Genomic DNA, 17,180 nt, shown 5'->3' with positions numbered 1-17,180 from the left:
CAGGCTCCCAGTATTTTATCCTCACACAGTCATGCGACGCGTTCTTATTATTCTTGCCAGTATTGCGGCTATCCTGCTTATCGGCTTTTTTGTACTACGAACCTTAACAAAATCGAGCAGTCCCGAAGCCGTAGCTCAATTCAACAACGACGGCCTTACAATCACTGTAAACTATTGCCGACCTTACAAGAAAGGCCGGGTAATTTTTGGTGGACTCGTACCGTACGGGAAAGTATGGCGTACCGGTGCCAATGAAGCCACCGTGATTCGGTTTGATCAGGATGTGGTGATTGCCGGAAAGCCGTTGAAAGCCGGAAGCTATTCGTTATGGACCATTCCTGAACAAGAAAAGTGGATCGCTATTTTTAATAGCGAAACAGGCCAATGGGGCACCAACTACGATCAAACGAAAGACGTGTTGCGGGTACCCATTGACGCACAATCTCACAAGCCAACAGCTGAGCAGTTTTACATCGATTTTATGAAAAAATCAGATGGCGCAACTATGCAGTTGGTCTGGGACGAAACCGAAGCCGTCGTCCCTATTCAGAAGCAGTAACGTTGTCTACCGGTGAAAACCTGCGCCAACGAACTTTAAGGCATCTGGCAGACCAGAGCGCCAATAACTCCACGTATGCGCACCATCGCGGACGCGGTATTCATGCGGAATTTTGCGATCCAGCAAGGCAAGGTGCAACATGGCGTTTCCAACCGTCAGGGCATCGTCGTCGCCACAATCGATGTACCAGCGCACTTTGGTTAGGTCCCCTTCCGGTGCTGATTTCGCCAGATTGATCGGGCTGTTACGCTTCCAGGTGACCGTTAGCCGATCTTCGCCTTTGGCTGGACCGCTGAATATGGGTGCAAAAACCGTGTTGTACCGTTCGTCAGGAATGGCGACAAAGCCTTCGTCAGTGCGAATTCCGGCGCTCATCGCGGCACAGGCACTGAACAGCTCGGGATGGTGCATGGACAAGGTTAGCGACCCGAAACCACCCATTGATAAGCCGGAGATGGCCCGAAATTCGCGCTGGGTACGGGTCCGAAACATGGAGTCGATGTGCGGAATAAACTCCTGCACAAACATATCCTCGTAGCGAACCTTGTTCTGGTAATCGTTCACGTAAAAAGTAGCGCCTGCGTCGGGCATCACGATAATCATGGCCGGTAGTTCGCCCGACCGGATACCCGCATCGACGATGCGATCAGCTTCGCCAAATTGTATCCAGCCGGTTTCGTCATCGCCGTAGCCGTGCAACAGGTAGACGACCGGATAGCGTCGGTTCGATGTGTAATAATCGGGGGGAAGATAAATAGAGAACTTAACGCCCCGGTTCAGGATCGAACTGTTCAGAACCATCCCTTCCAGCAGGCGCGTTTGCGGAGCGGGTACAACCGGAACAGGACCGTTTGCCTGCGGATTGGTTAATTGAGCGCGTCGGCGCGACTGAGCCGATGCGATAAACGGAAGAGTGAACAGAAAACAAAGCAGTAAACGGCGAAAAATCATAAGTTTCAGGTGGTAAGGCAGTTAATTTGTGGAGAATTTTGTCGGTCGTAGAAACCGGCGGGTTATTCTAGCGTCTTTTCTGCAAATATCCTTTCTCTTAAACGTGCCGCGTATGCATAAACGCTTACTAGTCTCTCTTTTTTTAGTCAACTTAACCGCTTCGACTTACGCCCAGACGCTTCCTGATTGGGAGAACCCAGCGGTAATCAGTCAAAATACCGAGAAACCTCACGCGACCCTGGTACCCTTCGCTACCGAGCAGCAAGCGTTAACCTCAACCGACTGGCGTACGTCACCGTACGTCAAGTTGCTCAATGGCACCTGGAAGTTTCGCTGGTTGAAGCATCCCAATCAGGTTCCCGGTGATTTTTACCAACCCAGTACGGACGACAAAAGTTGGGATAATCTGCCGGTTCCTTCCAACTGGCAAGTAGTGGGTGCGCGCGAAGGTAGACCCTACGACCGTCCCATTTTTACGAATATCAAACACCCGTTTCCCGTTACGCCACCGCGTATAACATCGGATACGAACGCCGTTGGTTTGTATCGCCTGCGGTTTACCGTCCCGGCTACTTTTCAGGATCGGGCTGTGTTTCTGCATTTTGCGGGCGTTCAATCGACCTGTCGGGTTTTTCTGAATGGACAGCCGGTCGGCTACCACGAAGATAGCATGACACCGGCCGAATTTCTGGTTACCGATAAGCTCAAAGCGGGAGAAAATCTGCTGGCCGTAGAAGTGATCAACTGGTCGGATGGGAGTTATCTGGAAGATCAGGATTTCTGGCGAATTTCCGGGATTTTCCGCGATGTATTCCTGTACGCAACGCCCACGACCTACCTGCGCGACCTAGCCGTAACAACGGATCTGGACAACCAGTATCGTGATGCCACTCTGAAAGTAACGGCTAACGTGCGCTCGTTTTCGACAACGCAAGTGCCTTACCAATTAAAAGTTACGCTGTACGATCCCAAGCGAGCTCTTGTTTTTTCGGAAACCCTCAATTCAGAAAGTGCAACGAATACCGGGCAGGAGTCGATGGTTCGGCTGAGTAAAGAAATAAAAGCGCCCGCGCTCTGGAGCGCCGAATCACCAACGCTGTACACATTGACGGTTCAGCTAATGGGATCGGATGGAAAAGCCGTGGAAGCCATTAGTCAGCGCGTTGGCTTCCGGGAAATGACCCTGACCGGCGGGCAGTTGCTGGTAAACGGTAAACCCGTTACGTACAAAGGCGTTAACCGGCACGAGTTTGACCCCACCACCGGGCGGGTAATTGGGCGTGAGTCCATGATTCAGGACATAAAGCTTATGAAACAGCACAACATCAATGCTGTACGTGCGTCGCATTACCCGAACGCCACGGACTGGTATGACCTCTGCGACGAGTATGGTTTGTACGTTATTGATGAAGCGAACATCGAAAGCCACGACTTATGGTCAAAAGGGCAATCCCCCGCCGACAAACCCGAATGGCGTGATGCGTTCGTAGCACGGGGGCGGGCCATGGTCGAGCGCGACAAAAATCACCCATCCATCGTCATCTGGTCGTTGGGTAACGAAAGCGACATGGGGCAAAACTTTCGCGACATGGCCGATATTATCCGGCTGATCGACCCAACGCGGCCTATTCATTACGAAGGTCGTAAACCCTACACGGGCACATCGCTGACCAGCTTCGACATCATTTCGACGATGTATCCGACTGTGGAGGATATGGTTAAATTGATGGAAAAAGATCCGTCGCGACCTGTTATTGTCTGCGAATACGCGCACGCGATGGGCAACAGCGTCGGTAATTTGAAAGAGTACTGGGCGGCCATTGACAAGTATCCCCGGATGCAGGGTGGGTTTATCTGGGATTGGGTCGATCAGGGGTTGCGGCTAAAAAACAAAGCGGGAAAGGAATTTACGGATCACATCAATTACATCGACGGAGCCAACGCCGGAGATGGGTTGGTCAACCCTGACCGCCAGCCGCAACCGGAGATCAACGAGGTAAAGCTCGTCTACCAATACGTGAAATTAACGACGCCAGCGGCTTTGTCGGTTAGTCAAATTCAGGCCGATGGTTCCATTAAAGTAAACGTGCGCAATACCTACGATTTTCAGTCGCTCGAACCGTTCCGATTAGAGTGGGAAGTTATTCGGAATGGCGAGGTTATTCAGCGGGGTGGTGAAAATAATCTTGTCGCTAAGCCCGGTCAGACACAGGTACTAACGTTGCCGGTACACATCAGCGAAGTTGTCGATATGCGGCAGGTCACTGGTAATGCCCGCGCTGTTCCTGCTCCTGGCGCATCGCTGGTGAGCGAATACTTCCTGAACGTAACTATCCGGCTTAAGCAAGCAACGAGGTGGGCTCCGGCGGGCCATGAGGTGGCGTCGGCTCAGTTTCCGATAATAGCCAAGCCTGCGGTACAGCCAGTTGTAGGGATGAATCGGATTCTGGCGCTCAAGGTGGTACAGTCGCCGAAGGCCGTAACCGTTCGGGGAAAAGACTTTACCGTGGTGTTCGACAAAACGAGTGGTGCGTTGACCCAGTGGCTGTTCAGAAACAAGAACCTGGTCACAAAGGCACCTCAGCCAAGCTTGTGGCGGGTACCGACCGATAACGATGAAGGAGGTGGAGACCGTTCGTTCGCGGCTCGCTGGCGTCAGGCAGGTCTGGACACGATCAAAGCACACCCGGTTGATGTCAAGGTAGAAATCCGGCCACAGCTGGTGCGCGTTAGCTGCACAAATGAATTGACGGCTAAAGACGGTACTCTGACTCAGGAGACTGAGTACCTTGTTTACGGAACGGGTGATATGCAGATCACAACCAGCTACAAACCTTCGGGAACGCTTCCGCCCTTGGCCCGGATAGGCATGCAGTTTCAGTTGCCGGCAACCCTCAACAACCTCAAATGGTACGGACGTGGACCCTTCGAGAGTTATGCCGACCGGAAAGATGCTGCCAAAGTCGGATTATACGAAGGTAAAGTAGCTGACCAGTTTTTTCCGTATACCATGGCGCAGGAGAACGGCAATAAGACCGACGTTCGCTGGGCCGAACTGACAGACGGCTCGGGCGTTGGTTTGCTGATCATGAGTGATCTAACGACCCCTGCGTTGCTGAACATCAATGCGCGGGACTACACCGATCAGGCGTTACTGAAAGCCAAACAGCCCGAAACGCAGGAAGTAGAGCGGGGTAATGTAACGGTAGTCAACGTGGATATGGCACAGATGGGTTTGGGGGGAGACGATAGTTGGAGTCCACGCGTTCATTCGGAATACCAGTTGCCGGCAAACAAGACCTATACCTATTCGTTTCGAATGCGTCCGGTTGATGCGCGTACCAATGTGGCTCAGGTAATTGGCCTGCCATTACCGCGTTGAAACTACCCTACGGCGTTGGATGCGTGATTGCTCAACAATTCGTTAATCGTTTGGTGCACCCTTGAATAAATTGGATAACGATATACAAACCCGGTGAGTAATTACTTAGTCCTTAGATACTTTGTAACCATGTACTACAAATCCTTTATTACGTAGCTTTGTAGTTGTTAAGACAAAATTGCTATTTTCGTTTTCGTGCTCCGGCACAACACAAACTATACCCATACGGATGGCTAAGTTGATTATCGTCGATGACGAGAAGAGCATTCGGGCTGCTTTGCGCGATATTTTAGAATACGAAGGCTACGAAGTAGACGAAGCCAAAGACGGCGAAGAGGGCTTGGATATGATTACACGTACGAACTATGATGTAGCGTTGTGCGATATTCGTATGCCTAAAATGGACGGGCTGGAATTACTTATGAAAGCCCACGAAGCCAGTAAAGGCACTCAGTTCATCATGATTTCGGCCTACGGAAACGTAGAAAATGCGGTTGAAGCAACCAAGCGGGGGGCGTTTGACTTCATTACCAAACCACCCGATCTCAACCGTTTACTCATTACGGTTCGTAATGCCATCGAACGGTCCAAATTGGTACAGGAGACAAAAACGCTTAAAAAACGAATTTACAAACTCAATGAAATTGTTGGTGACTCGGCACCCATCCGGCGCGTCAAGGAAACAATCAATCGGGTAGCGGCAACCGAAGCCCGCGTACTTATTACCGGGCCGAATGGATCGGGTAAAGAGATGGTTGCCAAGCAAATTCACGAAAAAGGAAGCCGTTCGGCTCAGCCACTCGTTGAAGTGAACTGCGCAGCAATTCCCGGTGAACTGATCGAAACCGAACTCTTCGGACACGAAAAAGGTGCGTTTACCGGAGCGACTGCTCGGCGAATCGGTAAGTTCGAGCAGGCCGACGGGGGAACGCTTTTTCTCGATGAGATCGGCGATATGAGCCTGTCGGCGCAGGCGAAGGTGCTGCGGGCGTTGCAGGAAAACAAAATCACGCGCGTTGGCGGAGACAAAGAAATCAAAGTCAATGTACGCGTAATGGCAGCTACCAACAAAGATCTTCGGCAGGAGATTGCCAATGGTAACTTCCGCGAAGACTTATTTCACCGGTTGAGTGTGATCGTTATTCACGTACCGCCACTGGCCGAACGTCGTTCTGATGTTCCTTTGCTAACGGATAAGTTTCTGCACGACATTGCCACGGAATACGGCTCTGCGCCCAAAGAGCTTACGCCCGATGCCATGACTTATCTGGAGTCACTGCCCTGGACGGGTAACGTTCGCGAGTTGCGCAACGTCATTGAGCGGCTGGTGATCATGTGCGGTGATGAAATTACGCAGGAAGACGTAAAAGCATACGCTTAATAGTGACGGGGCTACCAGTCCGGTGGCCCCGTTATAGAACCATCAGGTTGCAGCCCCGCACGTCCGAATTGTCGAATCGGCCAATTACCTGGAAATTCCCCTCGCTTCCCACGTACTGCCCTAAGTCCTGTGTCTCGATGAATGCGCAGGAATCCAGATTAGCCAGATCAATAACGTTAATGCCGCCGGTCCGTTTGTAATCATCGGGATAGATCAAGAAGGGATCGTTGATGTCGCGTAGCAGTATGCGTAGGGTAGGGCTTGGTTCGAATACTCCGCTTCCCGACGAATAAGCCTGGGATAGCAGTTCGGTCATACCGTATTCGGAGTGAACGCGCTGAATTCCGAGCTGGTCGGTTAATATAGTATGGACTTCTTCACGCAGCAACTCCTGACGACGCCCTTTCATACCGCCCGTTTCCATAACAATCAGGTTTGGGTTACCTCCCAGAAACGACAGATCCTTACCCGACTCGGCCCAATCGAGCAAACCAAACGTAACGCCGATCAGCAGAATTTTTTTCTGATCCGGTTCTTGCGTAAGTTGCCGGAGCTGTTCAGTCAATTCGTCGTGGTTGTGCAGGAAAAAATCGGATTTTTCGGAACCCGTTTGCGCGATAAATCGCTGAACCATATACACCAGCGACGAGTTATTTCGTTCAAGGTAGGATGGCAGTAATGCTACTATGTGGAAGTTACTGAGCGGTCCGTACGTTTGCTCAAAAATGCGGGTGCTGACAGCATCGTACAGATCCGGGTCCGGCACATAATGACGACTGGTTTGCTCGCCCGTTGTTCCGCTGCTGGCAAAGGTTAGCGTATCTGACAGTGGTTGAACATTCGCTGGAAAACCGCTGAGGATCGTATGCTTTTTAAAGAAACCAATAGGCATGAACGGCACCCGACGCAGTTCGAAAATCTGATCAGGACGAACGGCGAGGTGCGCTAAGTAATTCCGATAAATGGGGTTGTGCACAGCCTGGTACCGAAAGACGGCCAGAGCGAGTTGCTCGAACTGATGTTGATCCGACGGGCGTAAGTCGGTCGATAAAAGCTGTTGGCGAAGCGCTTGCCGTGCCGAAACAGCCTCGGGCGAAAGCATTGATAAAAAAGACAAAACGAAAACGATTATTGATATTACGAGTACAACAGTATGCAACGGCAACTAATTCAACCCTGTCTTCTGGTGCTGACAATCGTCCTGACCCTGTCGTCGTGTTTCAACGAGCCAGATTATCCTGATGCCCCTTCGATTGACTTCAAAGGTGTTTTCAGGTACCCGGTAGCAGCTGGTCAGGGAGTTGGTCAACCCAGACGTGACTCGGTGGTGATCACAATCGGTTTTAAAGACGGCGATGGTAACATGGGTAATGACATACCGCTAGCTAAAGCCGATTCGCTCAATTACGCGCAGAACGGCGGTTGGGGTAACTACGAAATTCGCACATTCCGGCTGGTCAATCGGCAATACGTAGAGGCTCGTACACCGGTAAACAACTTTTTGTTTTTTCCTGATCTGACGAGAGGAAAGCCTAAAGGAGCCATTGAAGGTACGCTCGATTTCAGCCAGCTATTTGCGTACGGCAATGTCAATCGAATGTACCCAACCAAGTTTCAGATCCGAATCCGTGACCGGAGCTTAAATGCAAGTAATGTCATTGAAACCGACACCATCAGCCTACCGTATCCGGACTAGAAACCGGTTTTCGATTACGCTTCTTTAGCCGAAGGCTGTGGTTCCACGGCCTTCTGTTGTTTATCGGCGTTCAGAACAATTCGGAATGTTGTGCCCTTGCCCACTTCCGAACTCTTAACAAAAAGCCGTCCGTTGTGATATTCCTCTACAATTCGTTTCGCAAGAGTAAGACCCAAACCCCAGCCCCGTTTTTTAGTGCTGAAACCGGGCGTGAAAACTTTCTGCATGCTGGCTTTAGGAATACCTTTACCCGTATCGGTAATATCAATCGCTATTTGCTGATGGGGCAGCGATAGCATATTCAACCGGAGTTCGCCTACTCCTTTCATGGCATCGACAGCGTTTTTGCAGATATTTTCGATGACCCACTCGAAGAGTAGCTTGTTGATGTCCACAGTTTGTCCAGCAGGGAGCTGGTTGGTCAAACTCATTTTGACCTTTGTTGAAATACGCTTCGACAGATAGTCCGTAAACTGCTCGACTACATCCGTAATGTTTTCTTCTTTTAATGTCGGGATCGAACCGATGCTGGAAAAACGCGACGTAATGGTTTCAAGCCGCCGAACATCTTTTTCAATCTCATCCGTAACCGATTCGTCGTATTGATCCGGGTCCGACCGCATATACTCAACCCAGGCCATCAGCGACGACATAGGCGTGCCCAGCTGGTGAGCCGTTTCTTTCGCCAAGCCTACCCAGACGCGGTTTTGCTCCGCTCGACGTGACGAACTAAAAGCCAAGTAAGCTAAAAAGCCCAGCGCCGTTAAGATCGTCAGCAAGGCATACGGAAAGTAAGTCAATTGTCGAAGAAGCTTCGAATTGTCGTAATAAACTAATCCCCGCACACCGTTACCAATATCGACGACCAAAGGCGTGTGGCGTTTGCGCATGTCCGCGATCTTGTCCCTTAAAAACTGCTCCTTCTCATTGTCCGACAAACCGTCGGGAAAGGTGATGTTTAACGGTTTTGCTATCTGATTGTTAGGGTCAACGTAAATAGCCGGAACCGTGTTGTTTGCCTCCAGGATTTCACTTGTTACAAACGTGAGGTCACCCGAATCAAAGTGCTTGGGATCGACCAGGTAGGCAATTGTCTTTGCGTAGAGCTGGATGTAATGTTCTTCGCGATTTTCCAGCTTGGTAATAAGCCGATTGGTATACAACAGCGACCCCGTCCCAACCAACAAGAGATTGAGAGCGACGATAATTTTAAGAATATTATTCTGATTATAGATATCGAATGATTTCAGCATGTTTTTATCCCGCCAGTCGGATTATAATGTCAAAGCTACCTGAAAAGCAATCACCAGTACACCGCACGAATACATGATCAGTAAGCAACCATCCAACTTATTTGTTCGTATCGATTGATTAATTAAGCAGGGCGTCCAATTGTAAACGTCAAAAGCAGTTTAATGGTGTAAATGCGAACGTCTGAACGCCGATACTTGTTAGAACAGAATAGGATTCAGCAAAGAAAATCGTCTGCTATTTGGACGTATTCTAAATAGAGTGACCGATTGTACAGTCTATTTCCATGTCCGGTAATTGTACTGTAATTTTGTGCTGGCTAACGCCATTAGTGTGATTCGCGACAATGTTAGATACTTTCAAATCAATTAGTTTATCCCACAAAACGGCTCCTTTATGGGTGCGGGAGCTAATTGCACTTAACGAAGAAGAAGCAAAGCGGCTAATGCTTCGGCTGCGCGATTTTTTCGGATTATCCGATTTGCTTGTTGTCTCGACTTGCAACCGTACGGAAGTGTATTACGCGTTTGAGCAGGATCTTAACGCTGAAATCGCCCGGCTGTTGCTGATTGAGAAAGGCTTAACGGATACGGATCAGTATTTGCCTTATTTCCAGTTTTACGCTGCGCATTCGGATGCCGTTCTGCATTTGTTTGAGGTATGCGTAGGGCTGCACTCGCAGGTAGTTGGCGATATGCAGATTCCAAATCAGGTAAAGCAGTCGTACCAATGGTCGGCTGATCTTGACATGGCAGGGCCGTTCCTGCACCGCCTGATGCATACCATCTTCTTCACCAACAAACGGGTTGCTCAGGAGACGGCTTTTCGCGATGGAGCCGCTTCGGTTTCCTACGCAGCCGTTGATTTGATTGACGAACTGGTCGGCGAAAACCAGAACCCTAACGTGTTAGTCATCGGGTTAGGTGAAATCGGTGCTGATGTTTGCATGAATCTGGAATCCAGAAACATGAAGAACATCACCCTTTGCAACCGGACCCAGGCGAAAGCCGAAGCGCTGGCTCAGAAATACGGATTTCGAGTGGCGGATTTTGCGAACCTGATGGACGAAATTAGCCGGGCTGATGTCATTATCTCGTCCGTTATGCGCGATGAGCCGCTTATTACGCCAGCATTTTTACAAGGGCTAAACGTTTTAACGTACAAGTATTTCATTGATCTATCCGTACCCCGTAGCGTAGACGCTGCTGTCGAGCAGATTCCGGGTGTACTGGCTTATAACATTGACCACATCCGGAACCGGGCCGACGAAGCGCTGAATCAGCGGTTGGCGGCAATTCCGCAGGTCGAAGCCATTATCGGGCAGGCCGTTGCCGAATTTGGGGACTGGACAAAGGAAATGGTTGTGTCGCCAACCATCAATAAATTGAAAAATGCGCTGGAGCAGATTCGCAAAGACGAAATCGCCCGGCACTTGAAGCATCTGACGCCCGACGAGTCCGAAAAAGTAGACAAGATCACGCGGGGTATCATGCAAAAAATCATTAAGCTGCCTGTTCTTCAACTCAAGGCTGCCTGCAAGCGGGGAGAAGCCGAAACGTTGATCGATGTGCTGAACGATTTGTTCGATCTGGAAAAACAATCCGTGGACGAGTACAAACATTGATCGACCCCACAAATACTGATAAAACTCCCAAATCGTTATTGATTTGGGAGTTTTGCTGTTTTTAGGCGGCATACTGGCAGGTAAATTGATGCGAGTTACTCGTACGGCACGCGCTTTTACGCTCTGATCTATGTCTCGATTGTTGAATACGTTGCTTCGGTTATTTCTCATTGCCATTCTGGTCGCGGGCCTGATCGCTATCTGGGAACAGATTCGGGGAAGCGATATGATGAGTCGTTTTCGGCGGGGGGATGTGACGACCCAGCGGGCTGTTCTGAAAGAGGTAACAGCGCTGGGTAAATTGGAATTAGTTAGCTACACCTTCAAGGATATCGTTGAACACGAGCAGGTCAACACGTTTCTCCCAAATGCCAATGCTGTGTTGATCGTTGAAGGGCAGGCTACGGGCTGCGTTGACCTGACCAGAATCAAAGCGGAGGATATTCAGACAGCGGGTGATTCGATTATCATACAATTGCCTAAACCCGAACTGTGCAGTTGGAAAATTAATCACGACCGCTCGCGGGTGTACGATACACGCTTTTCGTTTCTCGACCAATCGCAGCTGGTCAGTGACGCCTACAAAGAAGCCGAGCGACAAATTCGCCAGTCGGCGCTGAGCGGAGGAATTTTAGATCAGACGCGCCAAAATGCAGACCGGATACTTAAGCCGTTGTTGGAGCGAATTTCGGGACGAAAGGTGCGGCTGACTTTTCAATCATGAGTATAATTCGTATGTTCATGTATATTTCCTATCCGTAAAAAAAATACTTGCAGGTCAGAAAGCTAATTTTCGGCATCATTTTGGTAACATCGTCTAGTCTATAACGTTTTTAACCTACCACTCTTTAACGTTTTGAAAAACATGAATACCAATACGCTACCCGTCACAAATGGCAGCTTATTGATTGCCGAACCGTTTATGGGCGACACGAACTTTGACCGTAGCGTCGTGCTGGTCTGTGAACATAGTCCAGCTGGTACGTTTGGTTTAATTTTAAATCAGACGACGGATTTACAGCTAAGCGATGTCATTGACGATGTATATTCTTCGTCGGGATTATTTATTGGGGGGCCTGTGCAGCAAAATACGCTTCACTTTATCCATCGTCGCCCGGATTTGATTGATGGCTCCATCCGTGTAACCAACGGATTATTCTGGAGCGGGGATTTTGATCAGGTTAAACAAGCCGTGAATGTCGGTACGCTTACCGAACGCGATATTCGGTTTTTTATCGGCTACTCGGGCTGGGATGCCGGGCAACTGGCGAGCGAAATGGATCAGAAAGCGTGGATCGTAACTCGGGCCGATGCTACCTTCCTGTTCGAAACGCCTGCTGATCAGTTTTGGCGGGGAGTGCTCAAGCGGATGGGGGGCGAATTCAAATCCATTGCGCATTATCCGGTTGATCCGCGTCTGAATTAAAGTCCACGCTGGCAATTAGGGGGATATCTTAACTTTTTTTGCCAATTTTGTCGGCGGTCCGACGTTTTCGGATAATCAGCCGTTATGGGAAGGTCCACTTCCTTCAGTTTGTATGCAGGTTTCCCGACTAATACTTCTTACGTTTTTAATTAGCTCGTCTTTCTTGGTACGGGCGCAAAGTAATAACCCCGTTGGTGGTCATTTTGGGCTAAAAGTAGGTGGTAGCCTGACGCGTTTACGCCTTTCGGGTACCAGTGCTAACATACCCAAGCAGAATCTGGATCCGCACATCGGCGTCATGTATCGCTACCGGTATCACCGGCTTGTTTTGCAGCCTGAAGCCCTGCTTAACATCAAAGGGGGCGCATTTCAGGCCGTGCAGGCGGACGGAACACGACAAACTATCAACAACACATACACGTACGTAAGTGTACCGTTGCTGTTTGGCTACATTCCGACGGAAGGGCTGACCATACAGGCGGGTCCTGAATTTAGCTACGCACTTAACTCCGGTTCAGCAAATGGGCCAGGAAGAAACAACGATCTTGGCGTGGTTCTGGGAGCGCACTACGATTTTCTGGATATGCTTGACAAGTTCAGTCTCCATGTTCGCTACATCTACGGTGTGACGAATGTGTCGCCCGAAGCAACGGCAACCTATCAGAACCGGGTGTTTCAGGCGTCGCTGGTCTACAACCTGTATCCAAAGAAAAAGAAGAAGTAAGTTCGTCGTTTACGGCGGGCTAATCCGTTCGAGGACGGTACGTTATAATCTGTAAACCGAAAACTACCAGCACGCTATGCTCTCCGACTTCGGTATCTTGCTGTTGTTTATTCTGGCTGCGTTCGCTTTTATCGGCATCGTCCTGTTTGGTGCGAGCCTGTTGCGCCCGAATCGTCCGAATGTTGAGAAAAACAGCACCTACGAGTCGGGAGAAGAGCCAGTTGGCAACGCCAATGTTCAGTTTAATATCCGGTTCTACGTCGTAGCCTTGATATTCGTGCTGTTCGATGTAGAGTTGGTATTCCTGTTTCCGTGGTCTACTGTTTTCGGTCAGGCGTCACTGATCAAAGCTACCGGCGGACTTTGGGGGTGGTTTGCATTGGCTGAGGCTACCTTGTTTGTCGTTATTCTCGCCCTTGGATTGGCGTATGTGTGGGCCAAAGGGTACCTGGACTGGGTGAAACCACAGCCTAAAATTCCGACAATCGAAACGAAAGTGCCCGCCGATTTGTATCAGAAAGTAAATGATCGTTATAAACGTTGACGCTACTCCGGCTCCGTTATCTGATCCTGATTACAGGACTAACGCTGGCGTTCCCGGCGGTGGCCCAGAAACCGGCTGTTAAGGAATACCGCGTTCGAGTTGTCACCAAAGAGGGTATTCGCCTTCGTGGCATCCTGGACGAAGTGACGGACACCCATCTTCGTATCGCGTACACAAGCCCAAGGTATTATCAACAAGATGAGTGGATTCCACTGACGGCGATTCGTAAAGTGGTTGTCCGGCGAACCAACAAAGCGGCCTGGCGGATTACGGGCGCTATCGTGGGTTCTGCGGTAGCGGCTTTGGTGGCTAATGAGTCGTTGCAGAAAAAGCGGACCGGCAACCCCATCACCTACATTGTCACGCTTACGATGGCTTCGGTAGGAGGGGCTACCACAGGTTTGATTCTAAGCGGTGTCCTCGTTAATTTGTCGAGACGCGTGATCCGACCGCTTGATTCCTCGAATCCCGCGATTAACTTACAGCGGCAGCTGGAACCATTCAGTATTCATTATCAGCAGAACGCGCGAAATCCGCTGCCCGGTAGAGTCAACAAGTAACTCGGTGAGTAAGCGTTTACTTGCCGAACGACTGATCAAAGAATCGACGTAAGACAATGTCAGCTACTTCACAATCAAATAAATCTGGCGAAGCGAGTGTCATTATGATGCATTCGGAGGACCTGCTTAACTGGTCGCGGGAGAAATCGCTCTGGCCCATGAGCTTTGGTCTGGCCTGTTGCGCCATCGAAATGATGCAGGCTTTTGCCGCCAATTACGATCTCGACCGTTTTGGTATTTTTCCGCGCCCTTCCCCCCGCCAGTCCGACATTATGATTGTGTCGGGAACGGTGACGTATAAAATGGCCGACCGCATCCGGCGACTGTACGAGCAGATGCCCGAACCACGCTACGTCATTTCGATGGGATCGTGTTCCAACTGTGGTGGGCCTTACTGGCAGCATGGTTACCACGTCGTAAAGGGCGTAGATCGGATCATCCCGGTAGATGTGTACGTGCCCGGTTGTCCGCCCCGTCCAGAAGCACTGATCGACGGCTTTTTAAAATTGCAGGAAAAAATCAGAACCGAACACCCGCTGCTTGGGAAAAACGATTCTGGTCAGCAACCGGCTACTTTGCAAGTGCAGGAACCAACGCATTTTGACGATCTTTCAACCCGTTCATAACGATGAACACGCTGGCTGTTACGCTTCGTCAAACGCTGGGCTCGCAGCGACTCCTGTGGCTTCTTTATGGAATCACGCTGGTGCTTGGCCTGCTGGTAGCTTTGCCGTTCTACAACACGTTGAAGGTTGAAGATCAAAACTCGCTGGCGTTTCTAGATCTGCTTAATGGATTCGATTATACGGTTTACTCGGACTTTATGCACCGTAGTGGTCGGGTAATCAGTCCGTTGTTCAGCGTTGGTCGCTGGCTGGGCGCGCTGTATATCTTTCTGAGCGTGTTTGTCGCCGGTGGAATTTTACTTCGATTCGCGCAGGTAGGGGAGCGGTTCGATGTCGGCACATTTTGGCAAGGTTGTAGTCAGTATGTTGGGCGTTTTTTGCGGCTGTTTGGCGTTACTTTATTGTCTGTTATTGTTGGGGGCGGTATCTGGCTCGTTCTCGGAACGCTTATGCACATCGCGCTGGAAGATACGCTTACCGAGCGGGGATTATTCTGGGTCGGTCTGACGTTTTTTATTCTGTTCGCATTAACCGCTACGCTGGCGCTGTGCATCGGCGATTACGCGAAAGTCATGCTGTTTCGGGAGGACGAGCAGCGGATTTTTCGGACCTATCGGCGGGCGGGGCGGTTCGTTCTTCGCAATGTGGGTAAAACGTTTGGTCTGTACTGGGTATTTATCCTGATCGGAGCGGGGCTGTTTGGCGTTTACTTCCTGATCGACGATGCCGTCACCATGAGCGGATGGCTAACGATTCTACTTATGTTTATGGTGCAGCAAGCTTTAATTTTTGGCCGTGTTGTTCTAAAAGTTTGGTCGCTGGGAACGGCGTATGCCCTGTACGAAAAGCTACCTAAACCACAATATACCGTGCCGTCGGTTTCGCCCATTTATGAGTCGGTACCTATTCCGCTTTCTAACGGGGATATCCAGCCGCCCGTTGACGGACCAGGGAGCTTGGATAGGGATCTGAAAAGAGACGAATAGGTAGGTTCTGCCCTGACTACTGCCGTTCAGACTATTTTGAATGCTAAGAAGCCAATAAAGACGACCCTATTCCTAATCTTCTTTGGTCATTTCGTATTATTGCAGAATTGTTCTGATTTCACTCGTCTATTCTGCCGTATGGCTGTTCCTACTCTGTCTCCAAAATCGTCCGGTGATCCCGTCAAGTCTACCGAAGCCGGATTGTTTAGCCTGCCGGTTATCGTAGCCGCTCTGGGCTATTTCGTCGATATTTATGATTTGCTGCTCTTTGGCATCGTTCGCGTGCCGAGCTTGCAAGACCTGGGCCTTACGCCCGATCAGATCTCAACCGTTGGAGCCAGCATTCTTAACTGGCAAATGGGCGGACTGCTGCTGGGGGGAATTCTCTGGGGCGTATTAGGCGATAAACGGGGACGATTATCGGTACTCTTCGGATCGATCATTACGTACTCAATTGCCAACATTGCCTGCGGTTTTATCAAGAACGTTACGTTTATGGACCCGGTCACGTATTATGCGTTGATGCGCTTCGTCGCCGGGATTGGTCTTGCCGGGGAATTGGGAGCGGGCATTACGCTCGTGAGTGAGATTTTGCCTAAAGAAAAGCGAGCTATCGGTACGTCGCTCGTCGCAGGAATTGGCCTTTCGGGAGCCGTGGTCGCGTATTTTACGGTGAAATATTTCGACTGGCAGATGGCGTTCTTCGTCGGTGGCGGACTCGGTATTGGTTTGCTGTTGTTGCGCGTTGGTGTGGTCGAATCGGGAATGTTCAAAGACGTGTCCGAACAAAAAGACATCAGCCGGGGCGATTTTTTTTCCTTTTTTACCAATGCCAACCGGTTAGGGCGCTACCTCCGATGCATTGGAATTGGCTTACCAACCTGGTTTGTGATTGGTATTCTGGCTACGTTTAGCAACGAGTTTGGCAGAGCAATGGGCATAACCGAAGAAATTCAGCCGGGACTGGCCATTATGTGGTGTTACGTTGGGCTGGCCGTTGGCGATCTGGCGAGTGGATTCATCAGTCAGGAGTTGGCATCACGTAAAAAAGCGGTTTCTTTCCTGATGGCCATTGCACTGATTTTCGGACTCGTTTACTTGTTTCTTGGCATCAAGAGCGCAACGGTGCTGTATGCGCTTTGCCTGGCAATGGGCTTTGGCATTGGCTACTGGGCCATGTTTGTGACCATCGGAGCTGAACAGTTTGGCACTAATCTGCGCGCTACGGCGGCTACGACCGTGCCGAATATGGTGCGTGGTCTGGTTATTCCGATGACGCTGACGTATCAGGCGCTCAAACCATCGCTTGATGTAATCAACGCCGGAGCGGTTGTAGGGTTAATTAGCTTTATCATCGGATTTTATGCCATCCTGACCATACCCGAAACCCACGGTAAAGATCTGGATTATCTGGAAGAATAATTTGTGCACGGTGATTATGAAGGCTTGCTAATCAACTGTGGGTTGTCA

General features: G+C 50.1%; 16 protein-coding genes. 13 read left to right on the top strand and 3 right to left on the bottom strand.

Annotation, left to right across the window (positions count from 1 at the left end; genetic code table 11):
• Positions 1 to 31 precede the first annotated feature (31 nt).
• Positions 32 to 559: a DUF2911 domain-containing protein gene (locus LQ777_RS21040; protein WP_232559904.1), complete on the top strand. Its 528-nt coding sequence runs from the start codon at positions 32 to 34 to the stop codon at positions 557 to 559.
• A 6-nt stretch (positions 560 to 565) separates the two neighbouring features.
• On the opposite strand, the gene LQ777_RS21035 is transcribed toward LQ777_RS21040, so the two are convergent.
• A complete protein-coding gene (locus LQ777_RS21035) occupies positions 566 to 1,510 on the bottom strand; it encodes an alpha/beta hydrolase (protein WP_232559903.1) in 945 nt (314 codons plus the stop codon).
• 112 nt (positions 1,511 to 1,622) lie between these two features.
• Between LQ777_RS21035 and lacZ the strand changes: the two genes are divergently transcribed.
• Both lacZ and LQ777_RS21025 read left to right on the top strand, forming a co-directional pair.
• Positions 1,623 to 4,892 (top strand): beta-galactosidase, LacZ type, encoded by a 3,270-nt coding sequence (lacZ, locus tag LQ777_RS21030; protein WP_232559902.1) that lies wholly within the window; start codon positions 1,623 to 1,625, stop codon positions 4,890 to 4,892.
• A 229-nt stretch (positions 4,893 to 5,121) separates the two neighbouring features.
• A complete protein-coding gene (locus LQ777_RS21025; RefSeq protein WP_232559901.1) occupies positions 5,122 to 6,273 on the top strand; it encodes a sigma-54-dependent transcriptional regulator in 1,152 nt (383 codons plus the stop codon).
• 31 nt (positions 6,274 to 6,304) lie between these two features.
• On the opposite strand, the gene LQ777_RS21020 is transcribed toward LQ777_RS21025, so the two are convergent.
• The gene (locus LQ777_RS21020; RefSeq protein ID WP_232559900.1) at positions 6,305 to 7,375 is read right to left on the bottom strand and encodes a LuxE/PaaK family acyltransferase; all 1,071 of its coding nucleotides are present in this window, start codon (positions 7,373 to 7,375) and stop codon (positions 6,305 to 6,307) included.
• A 51-nt stretch (positions 7,376 to 7,426) separates the two neighbouring features.
• On the opposite strand from LQ777_RS21020, the gene LQ777_RS21015 reads away from it, so the two are divergent.
• The gene (locus tag LQ777_RS21015) at positions 7,427 to 7,969 is read left to right on the top strand and encodes a hypothetical protein (protein ID WP_232559899.1); all 543 of its coding nucleotides are present in this window, start codon (positions 7,427 to 7,429) and stop codon (positions 7,967 to 7,969) included.
• Positions 7,970 to 7,983: 14 nt separating this feature from the next.
• On the opposite strand, the gene LQ777_RS21010 is transcribed toward LQ777_RS21015, so the two are convergent.
• Entirely contained in the window at positions 7,984 to 9,222 is a 1,239-nt protein-coding gene (locus LQ777_RS21010) for a sensor histidine kinase (protein ID WP_232559898.1), read from the bottom strand.
• A 344-nt stretch (positions 9,223 to 9,566) separates the two neighbouring features.
• Between LQ777_RS21010 and hemA the strand changes: the two genes are divergently transcribed.
• From hemA to LQ777_RS20965, 9 genes are all read left to right on the top strand, one after another.
• A complete protein-coding gene (gene hemA / locus LQ777_RS21005; protein ID WP_232559897.1) occupies positions 9,567 to 10,844 on the top strand; it encodes a glutamyl-tRNA reductase in 1,278 nt (425 codons plus the stop codon).
• A 130-nt stretch (positions 10,845 to 10,974) separates the two neighbouring features.
• Positions 10,975 to 11,568 (top strand): DUF4230 domain-containing protein, encoded by a 594-nt coding sequence (locus LQ777_RS21000; RefSeq protein WP_232559896.1) that lies wholly within the window; start codon positions 10,975 to 10,977, stop codon positions 11,566 to 11,568.
• Between the two features lie 141 nt (positions 11,569 to 11,709).
• The gene (locus LQ777_RS20995; protein WP_232559895.1) at positions 11,710 to 12,270 is read left to right on the top strand and encodes a YqgE/AlgH family protein; all 561 of its coding nucleotides are present in this window, start codon (positions 11,710 to 11,712) and stop codon (positions 12,268 to 12,270) included.
• 112 nt (positions 12,271 to 12,382) lie between these two features.
• Positions 12,383 to 12,994: a porin family protein gene (locus LQ777_RS20990; RefSeq protein WP_232559894.1), complete on the top strand. Its 612-nt coding sequence runs from the start codon at positions 12,383 to 12,385 to the stop codon at positions 12,992 to 12,994.
• Between the two features lie 76 nt (positions 12,995 to 13,070).
• The gene (locus tag LQ777_RS20985; protein ID WP_232559893.1) at positions 13,071 to 13,538 is read left to right on the top strand and encodes an NADH-quinone oxidoreductase subunit A; all 468 of its coding nucleotides are present in this window, start codon (positions 13,071 to 13,073) and stop codon (positions 13,536 to 13,538) included.
• Positions 13,535 to 14,098 (top strand): hypothetical protein, encoded by a 564-nt coding sequence (locus LQ777_RS20980; protein ID WP_232559892.1) that lies wholly within the window; start codon positions 13,535 to 13,537, stop codon positions 14,096 to 14,098. Before LQ777_RS20985 ends, LQ777_RS20980 begins: the two co-directional genes overlap by 4 nt.
• 56 nt (positions 14,099 to 14,154) lie before the next feature.
• Entirely contained in the window at positions 14,155 to 14,724 is a 570-nt protein-coding gene (locus tag LQ777_RS20975; protein WP_280059682.1) for an NADH-quinone oxidoreductase subunit B, read from the top strand.
• A gap of 2 nt (positions 14,725 to 14,726) precedes the next feature.
• Complete coding sequence (locus LQ777_RS20970; RefSeq protein ID WP_232559891.1) at positions 14,727 to 15,710, top strand: hypothetical protein; 984 nt, start codon at positions 14,727 to 14,729, stop codon at positions 15,708 to 15,710.
• A gap of 138 nt (positions 15,711 to 15,848) precedes the next feature.
• Positions 15,849 to 17,132: an MFS transporter gene (locus LQ777_RS20965; RefSeq protein WP_232559890.1), complete on the top strand. Its 1,284-nt coding sequence runs from the start codon at positions 15,849 to 15,851 to the stop codon at positions 17,130 to 17,132.
• The last annotated feature ends 48 nt before the right edge of the window (positions 17,133 to 17,180 follow it).

Origin of the sequence: Spirosoma oryzicola, from assembly GCF_021233055.1 — a bacterium.
Taxonomy (GTDB): domain Bacteria; phylum Bacteroidota; class Bacteroidia; order Cytophagales; family Spirosomataceae; genus Spirosoma; species Spirosoma oryzicola.
The sequence above is the reverse complement of the archived record's forward strand: the minus strand, read 5'-3'. Positions and strand labels throughout refer to the sequence as shown.